The following is a 15,843-nucleotide window of genomic DNA, read 5'->3' as shown; positions in this document are numbered from 1 at the left end:
GGATGCGAGTGCTCTCGGGGCGGCCGCTTGCGCGCGGGCGCATCGACCTCTCGTCATGATGACCCCGCATCGCGTGGCACACATCTCGGGAGCGGAGCCGCGTCAGCCGAGTGCGCGATCGAGGTTGAAGGCGGCGCTGATCAGCGAGAGGTGGGTGAAGGCCTGGGGGAAGTTGCCGAGTTGTTCGCCGGTCGGGCCGATCTCCTCGGCGAACAGACCGAGGTGGTTGGCGTAGGTGAGCATTTTCTCGAAAGCGAGCCGGGCCTCCTCCAGTCGGCCTGCGCGGGTCAGTGCCTCGACGTACCAGAAGGAGCAGATCGAGAACGTGCCCTCGGGGCCGTGAAGGCCGTCGGGGCTGACGGCCGCGTCGTAGCGGTAGACCAGGGAGTCGGAGACCAGATCCGCGGTGAGGGCGTCCAGGGTGGAGAGCCACTTGGGGTCGGTGGGCGAGATGAACTTGGCCATCGGCATCATCATCAGCGAGGCGTCCAGCTCATCGGCGTCCAGGGCCTGGACGAACGCGCCCCGCCGGGCCGACCAGCCGCGCTGCATGATCTGCCGGTAGATCGCGTCCCGGGACTCCCGCCAGCGGGGCAGGTCGGCCGGCAGGCCGCGGCGGTTCGCCATGCGTATCGCCCGCTCCAGTCCCACCCAGCACATCAGCCGCGAGTACACGTAGTTCCGCCGGCCCGCGCGGGTCTCCCAGATCCCCTCGTCGGGCTGGTCCCAGTGCTCGCAGAGCCAGTCCGCCATCGCGCCGACCTCGTCCCACCGGGCACTGCTGATCGGCTGTCCCCACTTGTCGTACAGGTAGATCGAGTCGATCAGGGCCCCGTAGATGTCCAGCTGGAGCTGGCCGGTGGCGGCATTGCCGACCCGGACGGGCGAGGAGCCCAGGTAGCCCTCCAGATGCGGCAGCTCGTACTCGGGCAGCTCGCTGCGCCCGTCGATGCCGTACATGATCTGCAACGGGCCGGTCGCACGGCTGCCCCGCATGATGCCGCGCTCGCCGAGGAAGCCCATGAACGCCTCGGCCTCCGAGGTGAACCCGAGGCGCAGCATGGCGTAGACGCAGAAGGCGGCGTCGCGGACCCAGACGTACCGGTAGTCCCAGTTGCGCTCGCCGCCGACCTGCTCGGGCAGGCTGGTGGTCGGAGCGGCGACTATCGCACCGGTCGGCGCGTAAGTGAGCAGCTTCAGCACCAGCGCGGAGCGGTGCACCATCTCCCGCCACCGCCCGTGGTAGCGCGAACCGGCCAGCCAGTGGCGCCAGAACCTGACCGTCGCATCGGCCTGCGCCTGCGCCTCGGCACGGGGGCACGACCGGGTCGGGACGTCGTCGCCGATCTGGTCGAGGGCGAACACGTTGGATTCGCCCTCGAGGAGCTTGAAGTGCGACCACGCGTCCAGGCCGTCGCTCTCCAGTGGTGCCGTGGCGGTCAGCGCGAGCGTCAGTGACGGGGACTGGAACACCGCCACATTGCCTTCCATGTGCGTGGTGTGCGCTTCGGTGCCGTAACCGAAGCGCGGAGCGATCCGGGCCCGGAACGGGAGGGTGCCGCGGACGCAGATCACCCGCCGGATCAGCCGGTGCCGGGCCGCCTCCCGCGACTCGTCGACCACCGGCATGAAGTCCTGGATCTCCGCCACCCCGTCCGCGGCGAAGAACCGCGTGATCAGCACGTTCGTGTCGGGGAAGTAGAACTGCCGGGTGCGTGTCGGGACCTCGGCGGCCAACTCGAACGACCCGCCCCGGTCGGCGTCGAGGATGGACCCGAACACGCTGGGCGAGTCGAACCGCGGGCAGCAGTACCAGTCGATGGTGCCGTTGGCGCCGACCAGGGCGGTGGTACGAAGATCGCCGATCAGGCCGTGCTCGGAGATCGGTACGTAGCGGCAGCTGTCCATCTGCTCGAAACCAGCCGTGTCGAACGCCATGCCGGCCTCCCTGCCGCTGCGGCGCGGGCCTGGAGATGAAGCCCTACCTTTCATGCTAGATCGCTACCAGGGGTGTGGGCCTGGCGGAGCCGTGCGGACCGGACTCGGCCCCGGCCCCGGCTCGCTCCGGCTGTGGGAACGGCGGCGCCACGCAGGTCGAGCAGGGGAGGAGGCGGTAGGCCGGGCGGCTGCGGGCGACGTTCGGTTACGCGCCGCCGCGCGTGCGCAACAGGAGGGCGACCCAGCTGCGGTAGGGCGCCCATCGGTCGCTGATGCCGGCGAGACGGTTCGCGTCGCGGGCATCCGGCCCGCTCAGGCCGTAGGCCCGCGCCATCGCCGCGTGCAGTCGGGGCTCGTGGCGTGGGAAGAGGTCGGGATGTCCGGCGCCGCGGATGAGGATCAGCTCGGCGGAGAAAGGGCCGATGCCGGGCAGGGTCCGCAGGTGGGCAAGGGCGTCCTGGGCCGGCATCGCCCGGAGACGGCTCGCGTCGAGGTCACCGGCGAGCGCGGCGTCCGCGACCTGGCGCAACCTCTCGACCTTGGTGTCGGGCAGCCCGGGGATGCGGTCGAGTCGGCGCAGGACCAGCGGGGTGGGGAAGGCGTGTAGCGTGCGGCCGCAGACGGTGACCTGTTGTCCGTGGTGTTCGGCGATGCGGGCCTTGATCGCGGCCGCCTGGACCATGCGGATGCGGTGGCCGATGACCGCCCAGGCCGCCGCCTCGTAAGGGGAGTGGAAACACACCGGCCGTAGGCCCGGGTATGCCGAGATGAGTTCGGCGACGACGTGATCACGCCGGGCGAGCCGGGGAAAGCCGCTGCCGTCGACGTCGAGGGAGAGGATGCGGGCCAGCTGCTGTCGCACCGCGTCCACCCCGGGTGAAGGCGGAACGGGCACGGTTTCCGTGGCCGTCCCGGCCCACCCCTCGCGGGGCGGGCCGGTGTGCACGATGGCCTGCGCCTCCACGGCGCCCTGCGGGCCGTCCGGCTGCCTCACCTCGACGCCCACGACCGAGTGGCCGTCGTCGGCGGGGAACGCCAGCCGCAGCGCCCGGTCTTGTGCGGTGTCGTGATACCTGGCCGGGGCGAAGCCCTTCAGGAAGCCGAGACCGGCCGCGAGGGAGAAGGGTCCTCGCGGGGTGATGGTGAAGGCGTACACGCTCAATTCCCGTGCGCGGTGATGGCGTAACCCTCGGGGCCGAGGAATGTGAACATCCGGCCGAAGGGACCGTCCTCCGGCGCCCTGACGATGGGCATCCCGGCGGCCTGGACACGGTCGTGGAGGGCCTCGGCGTCGTTGGTCTTGAACCACAGCGAGACGCCGTGGCCGGGCCGCTCCACCGTGTCGAGGTCCACGCCCGGCAGGGGCTCGCGGACGGCGAACGCGATCGGCTCGGTGGTGAACACCACGGCGCCGGGGGGCGAGACGGACGCCCGGCGCAGCCCGAGTTGCGTCTCGAAGAAGGCGGCGGCCGCGTCGACGTCACGCACCTGCAGCGCGATGAAGTCCGGCCCGGTGACGGAAAGGTTGGTGGTCATGGATGCTCCTCGGCCGTTCTGAATGTCAGGACTTTGACATAGGTGACGGTAGGCTTCCCCGCGTTGCTATGTCAAACTCCTGACATGAGTGATGAGACGACCACCGGCCCGACCCCGTCGGGCGACGGGACCCCCGACGTGACCGAGCGACTGGGCTACCGCCTCAAGCGGGCCGCGGCCGCCCTGCGCGGCGCGATGGACGGAGCCCTGCGTGAGCACGGCCTGACCGTGCCGCAGTACTCCTGCCTCGAACTGCTCGAGCAGCGCCCCGGGCTGTCCAACGCCGAACTGGCCCGCGCCACCTTCGTCACCCGGCAGTCCGTGAACGTCGTCCTGCGCGCACTGCAGGACGCCGGCCTCATCACCCGCGCGGCCACCGCCGACCACGGCCGCGCCCTGCCCACCCACCTCACCGAAGACGGCCGTCGCCGCCTCGCCGCGGCACGCACCGCCGTCTATGCCATCGACCAGCGGATGAGCGAGGCCGTCCCGCCGAAACGCCTCGCTGCTCTCCTCGCCGACCTGGACCGAATGGCGTCGACACTCGGCGGATGAACCGGTCCGCGCTGCCGTCTGCCGTCTGCGTTCAACGGGCCGGGCGGTTGGTCAAGCCGCATGCGCTGGACGGCGGACCGGTGCGGTCCGCTGGTGTGTCCGCCGGTAGGGTCGGCGGGCACTCAAGTCGACGGACCGCTGCCCGCCTGTCCATGCTTGGCAGAACATGGTCTGACCAGCGAGGATCTGCCAGACAACCGAGAGGAAACCCATGAACCACACGCTCAACGGGGACAACGTCGAGATCACCGACGCACTCCGCGGTTTCGTCGCCGAGAAGCTGGCCGAGCTCGATGTTCAAGGCACCGACACCAGCAGCGCCCGGGTGACCCTGAAGACCGACGGCTCGAAGCAGAGCGCCTCGGGCACCCTCCAGGTGGACGGCCACGATCTCACCGCCATCACCGCGACGGCGTCCGACCTGCACACGGCCATCGACCAACTCGTCAACAAGCTCTACGCCCAGCTCAAGAGGCACAAGCAGAGGCAGTACGGACGCCCCCAGTAATCACGACCACGAGCACGCACAGGCGATGGCGATACCTGCGGGGGCCGGGACCGTTCCGGCCCCCGACGCAGACCAGGCGAGGGCGCGCCTACTCACGAGGGTGCGGTGTCCTTGGGGCCGGGCAGCCGGGCCGCCGCCGCGTGGAGCGAGCGCAGGGCCAGCAGCAGGACGCCGATGTCGTCCAGGTACACGGGGTCCGGGATCAGGTCCACCGGCGAGACGGTGTAGAGCACGGCGACCCAGAACAGGGCTTTGTCGCGCAGTGGGATCCCGGCTTCGAGCAGCAGGCGCCGTGCCTTGAAGACCCGTACGAGCAACACGGCCGCATAGAGCGCGAGTCCACCCGCGACGATCGCGGCCAGCGTGAGCCAGACCTTTCCATCCATTTCCCCCGTATACCCGGATCGAGCGCTCGCAGCCGCGTGGCCGCCCAGCGGGGTGAGGGCCGCGTTCCTGCTCGGACGCGGAGAGCGAGCTCTTCCGGTGCATCAGCGACATCGGATACGCGACGATGATCCCCGTCGAGAAGAAGGGCCGCTCCCAGGCGCGCGTCGTCCAGCCCGTCTGGGAGGTCATCGTCGGCCGGCTCGCCCGCCTACACGACACTGGTGAAGTCGACGCGTCTGGCGGACAGTCCGGGGTGACGTTGCCGGGCGTTGGGTGCCGTTACGGGTGAAGGACCCTCTCCTTGGCCTGGCGGAACTCCTCCTCGGAGATGTCGCCGCGGGCCCGGATTTCCGAGAGCTTGGCGAGTTGGTCCACCTCGCTGGTCGGACCGGTGGCGCCGACGGTCTCGCGGATGTAGCGGTCCGTTGCTTCCAGCTGAGCCCTCGCGTGCTCCTGCTCACGCCTGCCCATGTCCTTGCCCCGGGCGATGACGTAGACGAAGACGCCCAGGAAGGGAAGGATGATCGTGAAGATCAGCCATCCCGTCTTGGCCCATCCGTTCATGGAGTCGTCGCGGAAGATGTCGACGATGATGCGGAAGAGCAGGAAGATCCACATGACCCACAGGAAGATCCACATGACCGTCCAGAAGGCTCCGAGGACCGGGTAGTCGTAGGCCAGGTACACGTAGCTGTCCATCGCTTCTCCTGTTTGCTCTCGTCCGTGTTGCGGTTCCGGCACGTACGGGTGAAGGGCCGGCGGATCCTGGTTGAGCCCGGGCGGGGCCTGCCGCCCCGTCCGGGCCGGTCGTCACCGCTCTTCATCGCCGGGGAGTTCCAGCTCGAAGGCTTCGCCGATGGCGCGGGCGGCGGAAACCACCCGGGCGCTGCCCACCACGGGGGCGATCGCCACAAGCGTTCCTTGGATCTTCTCCAGCGGTACGCCGGCTTCTGCGGCGGTGCCGAGGTTGAGCAGGTACGAGGGGGCCGAGGCGTCCATGGCCACCAGAGCCGCGATGCGTACCAGCAGATACGTCTCCTGATCCAGGCCGGACCGCTCGAACGTGTCGAGAGTCATCTGCACGAGCGTCTCGAACACGGGCGCGTTCGCTTCGGCGAGGGCGGCGACGCCGGCCGCTCCGGTCTCTTGTGCAGCCATCTCAGGCTCCTCGTCTGGTGGTCGGGTGGCGTACCTCTTCATCGGAGCTCCGGGCCCGCGCCGCGCCCTGGGTGGACGCCGGGCGTACCTCGTCGCACCGGCACAGCCGGACCCCCGCCAGGCGGCCGGAACGAGGGCGACGCGGGCTGAAGCCACCGCGGTCGGCCGGCTACGGCAGGAGGCGCATTGCCGTCATTTGGCGGCAGCACCCGATGGAGAGTCGGTGTCGCGAGCGAGGATCTTGTGCAGTCAACACGTCAACGCCGATGAGCACGGGAGCTGTTGGAAAGGGGACGGGAGGGGCGGCGCTCGTATACAGCCTGCGCAGCCGGAGCGGTCAGGAGCCGAGGATCTTGCGCTTCTGGTCCTCGAACTCCGCTTCTGTGAGGACGCCCTGGGTCTTGAGCTCGCCCAACTGTTTCAGCTGGTCGATCTTGCTGGTCATGTCGGGGACCGGTGGAGCCGCGGGCGTCTCAGCAGGGTATGCCGCTTGGGGCGCGGGCTCCTGGTATCCCTCTTGGGCAGCCCATCGCCCCTGCTGGCGGCGGGATACACGGTTCGATACGGCGGTCGCCGTGCCGGCGACGACGGCCGTGCGGGCGACTCCTCGGAGCAGACCCATAGTGGTCTCCCTTCTTGCTCCCCCTTGCCGTTCAGGAGGTAGCTTCGGTCGACTCGAGCGCGGCCATGACGACCGACGCGGGGATTCTTCCGGAGGCGACCAGTTCGGCACCACCACGACGCAGGGCCGCGGCGAACGGTGCAGCCCACACGTTTTCGTAGATCAGGACGCCCGCGGAGTTACCGGGCTCCAGGGCGACGGCTGCCTCCTCGATGTCGTCCTGGCCCATCAGCCCGGAGGACGCTCCCTCGAAAACGGCCAGGTCGAGCGCGCCGTCGCCGGTGAAATCACTGATCTCCATGACGGCCACGGATCCGTCGGCGTCCTTCCGGATGAAGGTCAGGTCGAGGATGCGGATGAGGCCGCGGTCCACCAGGTCGACCAGGAGGGGGAGTCCCTCGCCGGTCATTCGGTTTCCGGGAAACTCGACTACCAGATAGTCGATGGGGCCCATCTCGCCGGATGTGTCGACTTCATTGACTGCGTCGCTCACGGCGTCACCTCTGGGATTGTGGCTGCCTTCCCCCATGCCATTGCAGCACCGGACCGTGGCGATCGCACCTCGTGGCAGACCCGCCCGTCGGGCCCACCGGGGCCGCGCGTGCCGCACCGTACGGATCTTCTTGTGCCCATGGGGCGACGAAGGCGACGAGCAGCTCTCAGCCGGCTCTCGGCAGCTCTCGGCCGGGAGCGCAGCGAACTCGATGAACGGCGCCGCCGATGTGCCCGTACCGTGTTGGCTCGCCGCAAACCGCCTGCAGGGATACGTTGACTGGGGAGGCTTCCCTGCGCCTCCGACACGGCCGGCTCGGAGCACGCCACGAAAGCACTGGCCTCTGTGCCGTGCGCGCGGCGACGACCGATGCGCGGCCTGCCGCCTCGGTGCGGTCAATCCTCGGCCGATGCCCCCACTGCCGCCGCCATCGGCCTCGCCTGCGCGTCGGCAACACCTCTTGGAGCCGCTGCCATGATGGAGAACAGGCTGGACGGACACGCGCTCCGGCACCGCACCCCGCGGGAGCGTGCCGCGCGCGGCAAGGCGGCGCGGGCAGCGGTACCCCGCAGCAGCCACGCCGAGTACGGACCCGGGCCGGAGCGGCCGGATCCGCTGGGGATCATAGAGAAGCAGTCGGCGACACGGGTGCCCGAACTCGTACCGATCCGCTACGGCAGGATGGCCGAGTCGCCCTTCCGCTTCTACCGTGGGGCCGCCGCCGTCATGGCCTCGGATCTCGCGGGCACGCCGAGGTCGGGATTCACGACGCAGCTGTGCGGCGACGCGCACATGCTGAATTTCCGGTTGCTGGCCTCGCCCGAGCGCCGCCTCATGTTCGACATCAACGACTTCGACGAGACGTTGCCGGGCCCCTGGGAGTGGGACGTCAAACGTCTGGCCGCCAGCCTCGTCATCGCAGGCCGGCTGAACGGCTTCAGCCGCAAGGAACGGGCAGCGATCGTGCGGGCGACGGTTCGCTCCTACCGCGAACACATGCGCGACTTCGCCGGCATGGGCAATCTGAGCGTCTGGTACGCCCGGTTCGACGAGGACTGGGTACGTGAGCGGTTCGGGGCGGACATGTCCGCGCGTGGCCGCGACCGCTGGGCGAAGGCCACGACGAAGGCGCGCTCCCACGACACCCTCCAGGTCTTCGACAAACTGACCCGTGTCATCGACGGCAAGCGCCGTATCGCTCCCGATCCGCCGTTGATCACCCCACTCCAGGACCTGCTGCCGGATGCGCAGCGCGGCGATCTGGAGCAGCAGATCCGCCAGCTCATCGAGCGCTATGGCACGACCCTGCAGTCGGACCGGCGCTTCCATCTTGAGCAGTACCGGGTGGCCGACATGGCCCGCAAGGTGGTCGGGGTCGGCAGTGTGGGCACCCGCTGCTGGATCGTGCTCCTGCTGGGCAGGGACGACGAGGATCCACTGTTCCTCCAGGCCAAAGAGGCCGACGAGTCGGTGCTGGCCCCCCACGTCGGGGACCCCCGTTTCCGGACGCAGGGCGAGCGGGTCGTCTCCGGGCAGCGGCTGATGCAGGCCACCAGCGACATCTTTCTGGGCTGGGAACGGGTCGAAGGGTTCGATGGTCGCCGGCGGGACTTCTACGTACGGCAGTTGCAGGACTGGAAGGGCGTGGCGGTGGCCGAGGACATGGTGCCGCGAGGCATGCGCACCTTCGGCGCGCTCTGCGGCGCCACCTTGGCACGCGCCCATGCGAGGTCCGGCGACCGGATCGCCATCGCCGCCTACTTGGGGGGCGGTGACTCCTTCGACCGGGCGTTGGCGACCTTCGCCGAGCGCTATGCCGACCAGAACGAGCAGGACCACCGGGCACTCGTCGACGCCGTCAGCAGCGGGGAGTTGGTCGCCGAGTCGGCCTGAGGTTTCCGGGCGGTCCGGAGCTCGGCCAGGCGGACTTCATACAGCCGGGCCCAGACGCCCGCCTCGGTTCGGTCCCGAGGACGCGCCGCCAGGCCGTCACACCACTGCGGCCGGCCCGGAGCTACGACTTCGTGGCGCGAGGCTGGTGCGCCGGGATCCGTGAGGTGAAGAACAAGGCGAGGAGAGCGGCGAGGGCGAGTGCGGCGAGTGCGGCGCGCAGGCCGTCGAGCCTTGCTTCGGTGTTGGCGTCGAGCACTTCCTGGGATGTTTTCGCGCTCACACCGGCGTTGTCGAGAGCTGCCTTCAGTTGTGCGTCCGACAGGAACGGAGCCCCGCTTTGGAGTTCGACGTGGGCTTGGCTCTTTACCTGGTCCGGGACCGCCGGGTTCTGCTCGACACTGGTCAGGAACGACGTCGTGAGCGTGGCGATCATGATTGACCCGGCGAGTGCCGTGCCGATCGAGGCACCGAGGTTGGTGACGGCGTTCTGTACGCCACCGACTTCCGCGCTCTGGGCTTCCGGGACTGCGGACACGGTGACCGACCCGAGCTGGGAGGCCAGCGCGCCCATGCCGAGCCCGATCAGCAGGAGCGGGATGGTGACGATCTCCCCACCGGCGCCGGTGTCGAGCGCGGCCATCAGAACCACCGCGCCCGCGAGCAGCGCGAGGACCCCGAGCCGAACCACCCGACGCGGCGAGACGTCGGGGAGGAGGCGTGGGATCAGGATCGCGGCCGCCAGCAGGGTCAGGGAGAGGGGCAGGATGCGGGCTCCGGTCTGCAGCGCGGTCAGGCCCAGGGCGACCGACAGATAGAGCGGTACGACGAAGAACACGCCCATCTGTACGAGGTACTGGAAGAAGAACAACGTCAGGCCGCCGGTGAGCTGCTTGTTCCGGAACATGGCCGGGTCGACGAGTGGCTCCCTGTCCCGCCGCAGGACGCGGGCCTCCCAGCGGAGGAAGAGCCAGATCAGCAGCAGACCGGCCAGCATCAGCCACACGACGAGCGAAACCCCGAGCCACGAAGGCGCGTCGGGTTTCGGCCGGAACCAGCCCCATTCGTCGGAGCGGAGCACTCCGTAGACGAAGGTGCCGAGGCCGAGGGCGGAGAGCACGGCGCCGATGACGTCGATCCGGGCGCGTTCGCCGATGGGCGCCTCGGCGATGCGGCGGGCGAGCAGCATGATGCCGAGCACCACGACGACCTCACCGGCGAACACCCAGCGCCAGGAGAAGTACGTGGTTGCGAGACCCCCGATGAGTGGCCCCAACGCGATGGCCACGGCTCCTGCGGCCGCGACGAGTCCGTAGGCGGCGGGCCGGCGTTCGACGGCGAAATTGCTCGCCACGAGGGTCACGATCGCGGGCAGGATGAGCGAGGCTCCGATCCCCTCGAGGAACGCCCAGCCGAGCATCAGGACCGTCAGGTTCGGTGCGAGTGCCGTGGCCAGGGAGCCGCAGCCGTAGACAGCGCAGCCGATCATGAAGGCACGTCTGCGGCCGATCAGGGCGCCGACTTTCCCGCCGGGGATCATGAACATCGCCATCACGAGGGTGTAGGCCGTGATGGCCCCTTGAATGCCGGTCACCGTCGTGCCCACATCCTCGGCCACCGTCGCGATGGACACGTTCATGACAGAGCTGTCGAGGGCCATCAAGAACTGACCGGCCGCGAGTGTCATCAGGACGAGGCGCCCTGTCGTCGGCTTCGCGTCGGCATCTGCGATGGGTGCCATGGATGAATAGTGACGATTGTTCCGAGGTCGCCCCCGCGACCCGCCACGGAGGTCAGCCGCTTGGCGGTGGCGGGGGCGACGCCGACCTTCTCGCACCGAGCGGTTGCCGGGCCGGCTCGGCGCCGGCGGCGCGCCGCCAACGACACAAAAGCCAGACAGCAGAAATGCGGGCGCCGTCGGTCGGCAGTAAGCTGCTTGAAGCCGGGCATTCGATTGTGCCGCACTATTTCAGCGGCGCTCAAAGCGGGCTCTTTGCAAGCGCTGTCGGCCCTGTCTTCAAAGGGCCGCTACTGCCCCCGCGAAGCGACACGCCCTCGGCCTCGGGCGCCCCGGAAATGGGCCTGGTTCGCAACTGGGACCACGGGTCGCCGGAGTTCTTTCGCCCCCTTCAGGTGACCGGGCGGAGGCGGCGCGGGCGCAGGCGGGCGAAGGAGGTGGACCGCATGCTCCGTATCGGACACCGCAAAGCGATGGCCACGCTGGCACAGCCCCCGGAGGAGATCGGCCGGGCGGGCTGGCTGTTCATCGGCGCCGCAACGATGGCGGCAGGAGCGTTCTTCCACGCGATCGCCGGCTCTGTGGAGATCGTCAGGGAGATGTTGGGAGCTGATCCGCCGGCCGTGCCCGAACCGGGAAGCGAGCCGGCCCGGCACAAAAGGACCGAGCCCCAACTGGACGGGTGGATCGTCTTCGGTGCCGTCTTGCTTGGGACGACGACGCTCTTCCACGCCATAGCGGCTCTGGTGAAGATCATCAAAGAAGTGCGTGGACCGGGCCTCGGCGGGACTGGCGGGTAGGACCGGGCTTCAGAGCTCGTCACACGATCTTGATGCGATGCCCTGGTCAGCCGTGACCGGTCTGACGAAGGGGTCCTCGCGCATAGTCCGGTAGCGGATGCGGCGCGGCCAGTCCGGCAGCCACCACGGGATCTCGCGGGGCGCCGAAGAGCAGTGGCTCGAAGCGTGGGGCACGATCAAGGGCAGGCCCGACCAGCCCCTGTCTTACGTGAGTCACGGGTATCGCCTGCCGGAACGGGGGGCCACTCTCGTCGTCTCCACGTGGCGGAGCACCGGCCGCTACCTCAAGGACCACACTCCTGCGGAGGCGCTGACCCACGCCCGCGTCGACAGCCTCGCGGGGGCCCTGAATCTCGCGTTCCGCTACGGCGCCCCGCGGGGGAAACGCATCGAGGCCGACTTCCGCAGCGCGGCGGAGGAGTTCCTGCCCCTGCGCAGGCATACACCGACGCTCGGTATCGGCGTGGACGGCAGCACGGCCGGCTTCGAACTCCTTCGGATCGGCCACGCCTGGGCGGCCACTGCCGCTCTCGGGCCGCTCGCGATCGGCGCGTACGGATTCCGTACCGCGCTCGACGAACACGAACTGGTCGTCCGGGCTTAGGGGCCGGCGGTCGCCTGGCCCGAGGACTTCGTACCGGCCGATCGAAGGGTGAACGTGAGGCATCTCCCGGCCGTCAAGCAGCAGCGCATGGCCGACGGGGCCCCTGTGGAGGGCGGGCAGGTCCCTGTCTGTGATGATCGCTCCAGTTGACGAGGAGGACATGATGGGTGACTCGGAAGAAGGGTCGACCGGCCGGCGGCGCCTGGACGGCGGTGATGTCCGGTTTCGGCCCGGTGATGTGCTGATGCTGGAATGCCCGCCCACCGAGACCACCGTCGCGTCTGTCTCTCGCCTGTACGTGTCCGTACGGTGGCCGTGGAACGACGTCGATCCGGAGGCGCACAGCTTCCGTTGGAACGGCGAGACCGCGCTGCCCACTCCGGAGGCTTTCGACTGGGACAGCACCTACTTCCGTACCGTGCCTGCGGAAACAGACCTCAAGGCCGGCGATACCTGCCTGGTGGGAATCGCGCCGACCGTGGTGCACGTCGCGTCCGTCCACCACTTCGATCCACCTCTGCTGACCGGCATGCTGCCCCGCCCTGCCTGCTACCTCGAAATCCTGCGGCAGGGCGAAGCCCACGATCCCGAGCTCGAGGATCAGGGATATGCCCTCGATCCGGTCGGCGGCGAACCGATTCGCATCGAGTTGCTGTTCCGCCCCTACGCCTTCCTTGAGGCAGGCGACGAAATCGTTGACCATGATGGGCGTGCCTGGCGGTTCGACGGCCCCTGGGACTGGCATTCCTTCGACGGCCGGCAGCCCACGGTCCCCGCCTGGCCACTGCGACTCCTCTCCCGTAATGGCGATATGACACCCGACGGCACTGCGGGGGTCGCCCGACAGACGGAGACAGGCAGCCACGAAGAGGAGCTGCGGCGTTGGACCCGTCTCGCTCTAGCCAGGCCGTCCACCGACCAGCTTCGTCCGATCGATCTGCGATCGGGATGAAGGCGGGGGGTCAGCCCATCGGGGGGACCGTGGGGGCTGCTGCGCCGGCCTCGTCAAGTACCGTGGTGGCCGCTTAAACCGATACTTTGAGAGATCGACGCCGTGGTCACCGCCAGGTTCTTCTTCGACGCAGGATCAGGCGCGGTCCTTTGGCCGGTCACGCCCGAGGGCAGCGAGGTGTGGGGGTACCCGGTCGAACTGGACCGACTGCCGATCAGTCACGCCCTCCGCGACGGCTTGCACAGGCTGATAGATCGCTACGATCCGTCGCTGAACTGGGATATCCCCCGCACCCGGGACCGTGGCGGGAAGCGGAGTGGCACGACTTCACGTGCGGCATCCCGCGAGTTCTCCGGCGACGGAGCTTAGCGTCAGGCTCCTGTCATCAGGGTTGCAGGTGTCCCCGCACTACACCGGATTCTCACTGGTGTCGCCGTCGTCTGCGACTCGGCTCGCCTGGGCAGTCGCACCCCTCCGCTACCGGCCGGGGTAGGGGAGGAGGGCCATCTCGCGGGCGTTCTTGATGGCCAGGGCGAGTCGGCGCTGCTGCCGGGCGGTGACGCGGGTGACGCGGCGGCTGCGGATCTTGCCGCGGTCGGAGATGAACCTACGGAGCAGGTCGGTGTCCTTGTAGTCGATGTATGTGATTCCGGCGGTGTCCAGCGGGTTGGGGCGGGACTTCAAGGGCTTGCCGGGGGCGGGGCGGCGGGGCATGGGGGTTCCTCACATGTCCGGGTGTCGGGTCGGTGGATGGGTTGTCGGGTCAGTGCATCGGTCGGTTCAGGAGACGGGGTCGAGCAACGGACCGAAGGCGGCGGGAAGCCGCTTCCACGCCTCGCGCCCGGCCGCGTACTCGGCTTCGGTCACGAGGCAGGAATCCAGGAGCTGTTCGATCCCGTCGCGGTCCAGACCCGGCGAGGTGAAGACCAGGTGTTGGCAGCAGTCGCCGTGGTCCGGGTCCCAGTCGAGGGCGGCCGCGGCCTGACGCATGGCGGGGACCAGGTCCCAGGCGGCGTCGGGGAGCGAGGCCAGCCAAGGGCCGGCGTTCTCGACGCACAGCGCGCCACCGGCCGCGTGCCAGGCCAGGAGGGTGTCGGGGCGGTCGGCGAGCCAGAACCGGCCGCGGCTGCGGGCCGCGGCGCAGGTCAGGTCTTCCAGGGCCTGGTAGAGCCGCCCGGGGTGGAACGGCCGGCGCCGCCGCCAGACGAGCGTGGCGACTCCGGCTTCGTCGGCTTCCTGGGGGAGGAGCGCGCAGGCCGGATGTTGGGCGGCGGCGGCCGTCTCCACGTCGAAGCCGGCGAAGGCCAGGCGGGTGAGTTCGCTGGAGCCGGTGGGTACCTGGCGGGCGGTCGGGTGGAGTTGGGTGAGCAGGGCGCGGTCCTCCTCGTCGGTCTCCTCGCTGTCGGCGATCGCGAGGACCGGCGCGTATTCGAGCTGTCGGGCCCAGGTGTCCCCGACGGTGCGCTGGTCGGTGGCCGCCGCGGCGAGTCCGGCCTCGGCGAGATCGTCCCCGTTGGCAAGACAGGGCAGGACGAGCGCGGGGTCGACGGCGGTGATCACGTTGCTGAGTTCCAGTACGTCACCGCCGTGCGCGACGATCACCTCTGCCATCGCCCTCGGCTCGACGGACTCCCAGAGTTCCACCACGGCCAGCCGGGTCAGCCCGCCGGCGGCCAGTCGTTCCAACTCGGGGACGAGGTCCTCGCGCAGCGCGCAGCAGGCGCAGTCGTTGACCAGCGCGGTCTCGTCGGCGGAGATCGCGCCCCCGGAATCGCGCAGCGTACGAAGTACGTTGCCCCCGGCGGCCGATGACAGATCGTGGTGCAGGGCGATGCTTCCCGGGAACGCTGCGCAGCAGGTGTTCGACGGTCTCCTTGCGCGCGTCGGTGTGCATGCCGGCGACGATCACGACGGGGAGGGTCACTTGCGCCCTCCGTAGCGGCGCTCGAAGCGTTCGACACGGCCGGCGGTGTCCAGGACGCGGGCGGTTCCGGTGTAGAAGGGGTGACTCTGGGAGGAGATCTCGACGTCGATGACGGGGTAGGTGTTGCCGTCCTCCCACTCGATCGTCTTGTCGCTGGTGGCGGTGGAGCGGGTGAGGAAGGCGAAGTCGGCGGCCTTGTCGCGGAAGACGACAGGCGCGTAGGCGGGGTGGATTCCGGGCCTCATGGGGTTGCTCTTTCCGGGGGTTGAGGGGTCAGCGCTCTTCGCGGAAGTCGACGTGCCGGCGGGCGACCGGGTCGTACTTGCGCAGGACCAGGCGGTCCGGGTCGTTGCGCCGGTTCTTGCGGGTGACGTAGGTGTAGCCGGTGCCGGCGGTGGAGCGGAGCTTGGTGATCGGGCGTGCTTCGTTGCGTGCCATGGCCTCAGTATACGGTAATGGGAATCATGTTCAATAAAGGACCGGGTCGGACGGTGCCGTGGCTGCGACCACCGTCCGGCCCGGAGTGTCAGGCCGCCTGAGGGGCGGGGGATTCGTGCTCGCAGGCGTCGTCGATCCCGTACGTCTGCCAGTGGGGAACGCGTCCACGGCGGCACGGCTTCCCCCGGGTCGAGCAGGCAGGCTTCGAGGGCCGCCCACAGCGCGTCGGCGCGCAGGCCCGTGCCGATGAAGACGAGTTCCTGACCCTGCGTTCGACGCCTCCCTGAGGATCCGCGGTGT

18 protein-coding genes and 1 pseudogene are annotated in these 15,843 nt (G+C 69.3%); 6 read left to right on the top strand and 13 right to left on the bottom strand.

The genetic code is table 11. The features are described from left to right. Nucleotides 1-102 precede the first annotated feature (102 nt). From ACFVXJ_RS00430 to ACFVXJ_RS00420, 3 genes are all read right to left on the bottom strand, one after another. Nucleotides 103-1,938, bottom strand: a complete 1,836-nt coding sequence (locus ACFVXJ_RS00430; RefSeq protein WP_389656244.1) for a glycoside hydrolase family 15 protein — start codon at nucleotides 1,936-1,938, stop codon at nucleotides 103-105. A gap of 205 nt (nucleotides 1,939-2,143) precedes the next feature. Beyond that, entirely contained in the window at nucleotides 2,144-3,094 is a 951-nt protein-coding gene (locus tag ACFVXJ_RS00425) for a DNA-3-methyladenine glycosylase family protein (protein ID WP_389656241.1), read from the bottom strand. 2 nt (nucleotides 3,095-3,096) lie between these two features. Beyond that, nucleotides 3,097-3,474, bottom strand: coding sequence for a VOC family protein (locus ACFVXJ_RS00420; protein WP_389656238.1), 378 nt, complete (start codon nucleotides 3,472-3,474; stop codon nucleotides 3,097-3,099). A gap of 84 nt (nucleotides 3,475-3,558) precedes the next feature. Between ACFVXJ_RS00420 and ACFVXJ_RS00415 the strand changes: the two genes are divergently transcribed. Further along, nucleotides 3,559-4,029 carry a MarR family winged helix-turn-helix transcriptional regulator gene (locus tag ACFVXJ_RS00415; protein ID WP_389656235.1) on the top strand — a complete coding sequence of 157 codons (471 nt, stop codon included), beginning with the start codon at nucleotides 3,559-3,561 and terminating at the stop codon, nucleotides 4,027-4,029. A gap of 211 nt (nucleotides 4,030-4,240) precedes the next feature. Further along, on the top strand, nucleotides 4,241-4,537 hold the full coding sequence (gene hpf / locus ACFVXJ_RS00410; protein WP_389656232.1) for a ribosome hibernation-promoting factor, HPF/YfiA family: 297 nt from the start codon (nucleotides 4,241-4,243) through the stop codon (nucleotides 4,535-4,537). A gap of 92 nt (nucleotides 4,538-4,629) precedes the next feature. On the opposite strand, the gene ACFVXJ_RS00405 is transcribed toward hpf, so the two are convergent. The 5 genes from ACFVXJ_RS00405 to ACFVXJ_RS00385 all read right to left on the bottom strand — a co-directional run bounded on the left by ACFVXJ_RS00405 (nucleotide 4,630) and on the right by ACFVXJ_RS00385 (nucleotide 7,158). Further along, nucleotides 4,630-4,923, bottom strand: coding sequence for a YkvA family protein (locus ACFVXJ_RS00405; RefSeq protein WP_389656229.1), 294 nt, complete (start codon nucleotides 4,921-4,923; stop codon nucleotides 4,630-4,632). A gap of 280 nt (nucleotides 4,924-5,203) precedes the next feature. Beyond that, nucleotides 5,204-5,623 (bottom strand): SHOCT domain-containing protein, encoded by a 420-nt coding sequence (locus tag ACFVXJ_RS00400; protein ID WP_389656226.1) that lies wholly within the window; start codon nucleotides 5,621-5,623, stop codon nucleotides 5,204-5,206. A gap of 111 nt (nucleotides 5,624-5,734) precedes the next feature. Next, nucleotides 5,735-6,082 carry a carboxymuconolactone decarboxylase family protein gene (locus ACFVXJ_RS00395; protein WP_389656223.1) on the bottom strand — a complete coding sequence of 116 codons (348 nt, stop codon included), beginning with the start codon at nucleotides 6,080-6,082 and terminating at the stop codon, nucleotides 5,735-5,737. Nucleotides 6,083-6,419: 337 nt separating this feature from the next. Next, nucleotides 6,420-6,704, bottom strand: coding sequence for an SHOCT domain-containing protein (locus ACFVXJ_RS00390; protein WP_389656220.1), 285 nt, complete (start codon nucleotides 6,702-6,704; stop codon nucleotides 6,420-6,422). Nucleotides 6,705-6,735: 31 nt separating this feature from the next. After that, nucleotides 6,736-7,158 carry a DUF6325 family protein gene (locus tag ACFVXJ_RS00385; RefSeq protein ID WP_389658523.1) on the bottom strand — a complete coding sequence of 141 codons (423 nt, stop codon included), beginning with the start codon at nucleotides 7,156-7,158 and terminating at the stop codon, nucleotides 6,736-6,738. A gap of 513 nt (nucleotides 7,159-7,671) precedes the next feature. On the opposite strand from ACFVXJ_RS00385, the gene ACFVXJ_RS00380 reads away from it, so the two are divergent. Next, nucleotides 7,672-9,090 (top strand): DUF2252 domain-containing protein, encoded by a 1,419-nt coding sequence (locus ACFVXJ_RS00380; protein WP_389656217.1) that lies wholly within the window; start codon nucleotides 7,672-7,674, stop codon nucleotides 9,088-9,090. A 121-nt stretch (nucleotides 9,091-9,211) separates the two neighbouring features. Here ACFVXJ_RS00380 and ACFVXJ_RS00375 read toward each other — a convergent pair whose 3' ends face one another. After that, nucleotides 9,212-10,828: an MFS transporter gene (locus ACFVXJ_RS00375; RefSeq protein ID WP_389656214.1), complete on the bottom strand. Its 1,617-nt coding sequence runs from the start codon at nucleotides 10,826-10,828 to the stop codon at nucleotides 9,212-9,214. A gap of 443 nt (nucleotides 10,829-11,271) precedes the next feature. On the opposite strand from ACFVXJ_RS00375, the gene ACFVXJ_RS00370 reads away from it, so the two are divergent. The 3 genes from ACFVXJ_RS00370 to ACFVXJ_RS00360 all read left to right on the top strand — a co-directional run bounded on the left by ACFVXJ_RS00370 (nucleotide 11,272) and on the right by ACFVXJ_RS00360 (nucleotide 13,181). Continuing rightward, nucleotides 11,272-11,625, top strand: coding sequence for a hypothetical protein (locus tag ACFVXJ_RS00370; RefSeq protein ID WP_389656211.1), 354 nt, complete (start codon nucleotides 11,272-11,274; stop codon nucleotides 11,623-11,625). A 97-nt stretch (nucleotides 11,626-11,722) separates the two neighbouring features. Then, complete coding sequence (locus ACFVXJ_RS00365; protein ID WP_389656208.1) at nucleotides 11,723-12,229, top strand: hypothetical protein; 507 nt, start codon at nucleotides 11,723-11,725, stop codon at nucleotides 12,227-12,229. A 133-nt stretch (nucleotides 12,230-12,362) separates the two neighbouring features. Continuing rightward, the gene (locus tag ACFVXJ_RS00360) at nucleotides 12,363-13,181 is read left to right on the top strand and encodes a hypothetical protein (protein ID WP_389656205.1); all 819 of its coding nucleotides are present in this window, start codon (nucleotides 12,363-12,365) and stop codon (nucleotides 13,179-13,181) included. A gap of 477 nt (nucleotides 13,182-13,658) precedes the next feature. Here the strand turns inward: ACFVXJ_RS00360 and rpsR are convergent, their stop codons facing one another. From rpsR to rpmG, 4 genes and pseudogenes are all read right to left on the bottom strand, one after another. After that, nucleotides 13,659-13,895 (bottom strand): 30S ribosomal protein S18, encoded by a 237-nt coding sequence (gene rpsR / locus ACFVXJ_RS00355; RefSeq protein ID WP_389656202.1) that lies wholly within the window; start codon nucleotides 13,893-13,895, stop codon nucleotides 13,659-13,661. Between the two features lie 66 nt (nucleotides 13,896-13,961). After that, nucleotides 13,962-15,075: pseudogene (locus tag ACFVXJ_RS00350) on the bottom strand (CobW family GTP-binding protein). 26 nt (nucleotides 15,076-15,101) lie between these two features. Then, on the bottom strand, nucleotides 15,102-15,350 hold the full coding sequence (locus ACFVXJ_RS00345) for a type B 50S ribosomal protein L31 (RefSeq protein WP_389656199.1): 249 nt from the start codon (nucleotides 15,348-15,350) through the stop codon (nucleotides 15,102-15,104). Nucleotides 15,351-15,378: 28 nt separating this feature from the next. Then, nucleotides 15,379-15,543, bottom strand: a complete 165-nt coding sequence (rpmG, locus tag ACFVXJ_RS00340; RefSeq protein ID WP_389656196.1) for a 50S ribosomal protein L33 — start codon at nucleotides 15,541-15,543, stop codon at nucleotides 15,379-15,381. Nucleotides 15,544-15,843: the final 300 nt, after the last annotated feature.

The organism is Streptomyces sp. NPDC058279, assembly GCF_042881255.1.
GTDB lineage: Bacteria > Actinomycetota > Actinomycetes > Streptomycetales > Streptomycetaceae > Streptomyces.
Note: the sequence above shows the minus strand (reverse complement) of the source record. Positions and strands in the feature narration are given on the sequence as shown.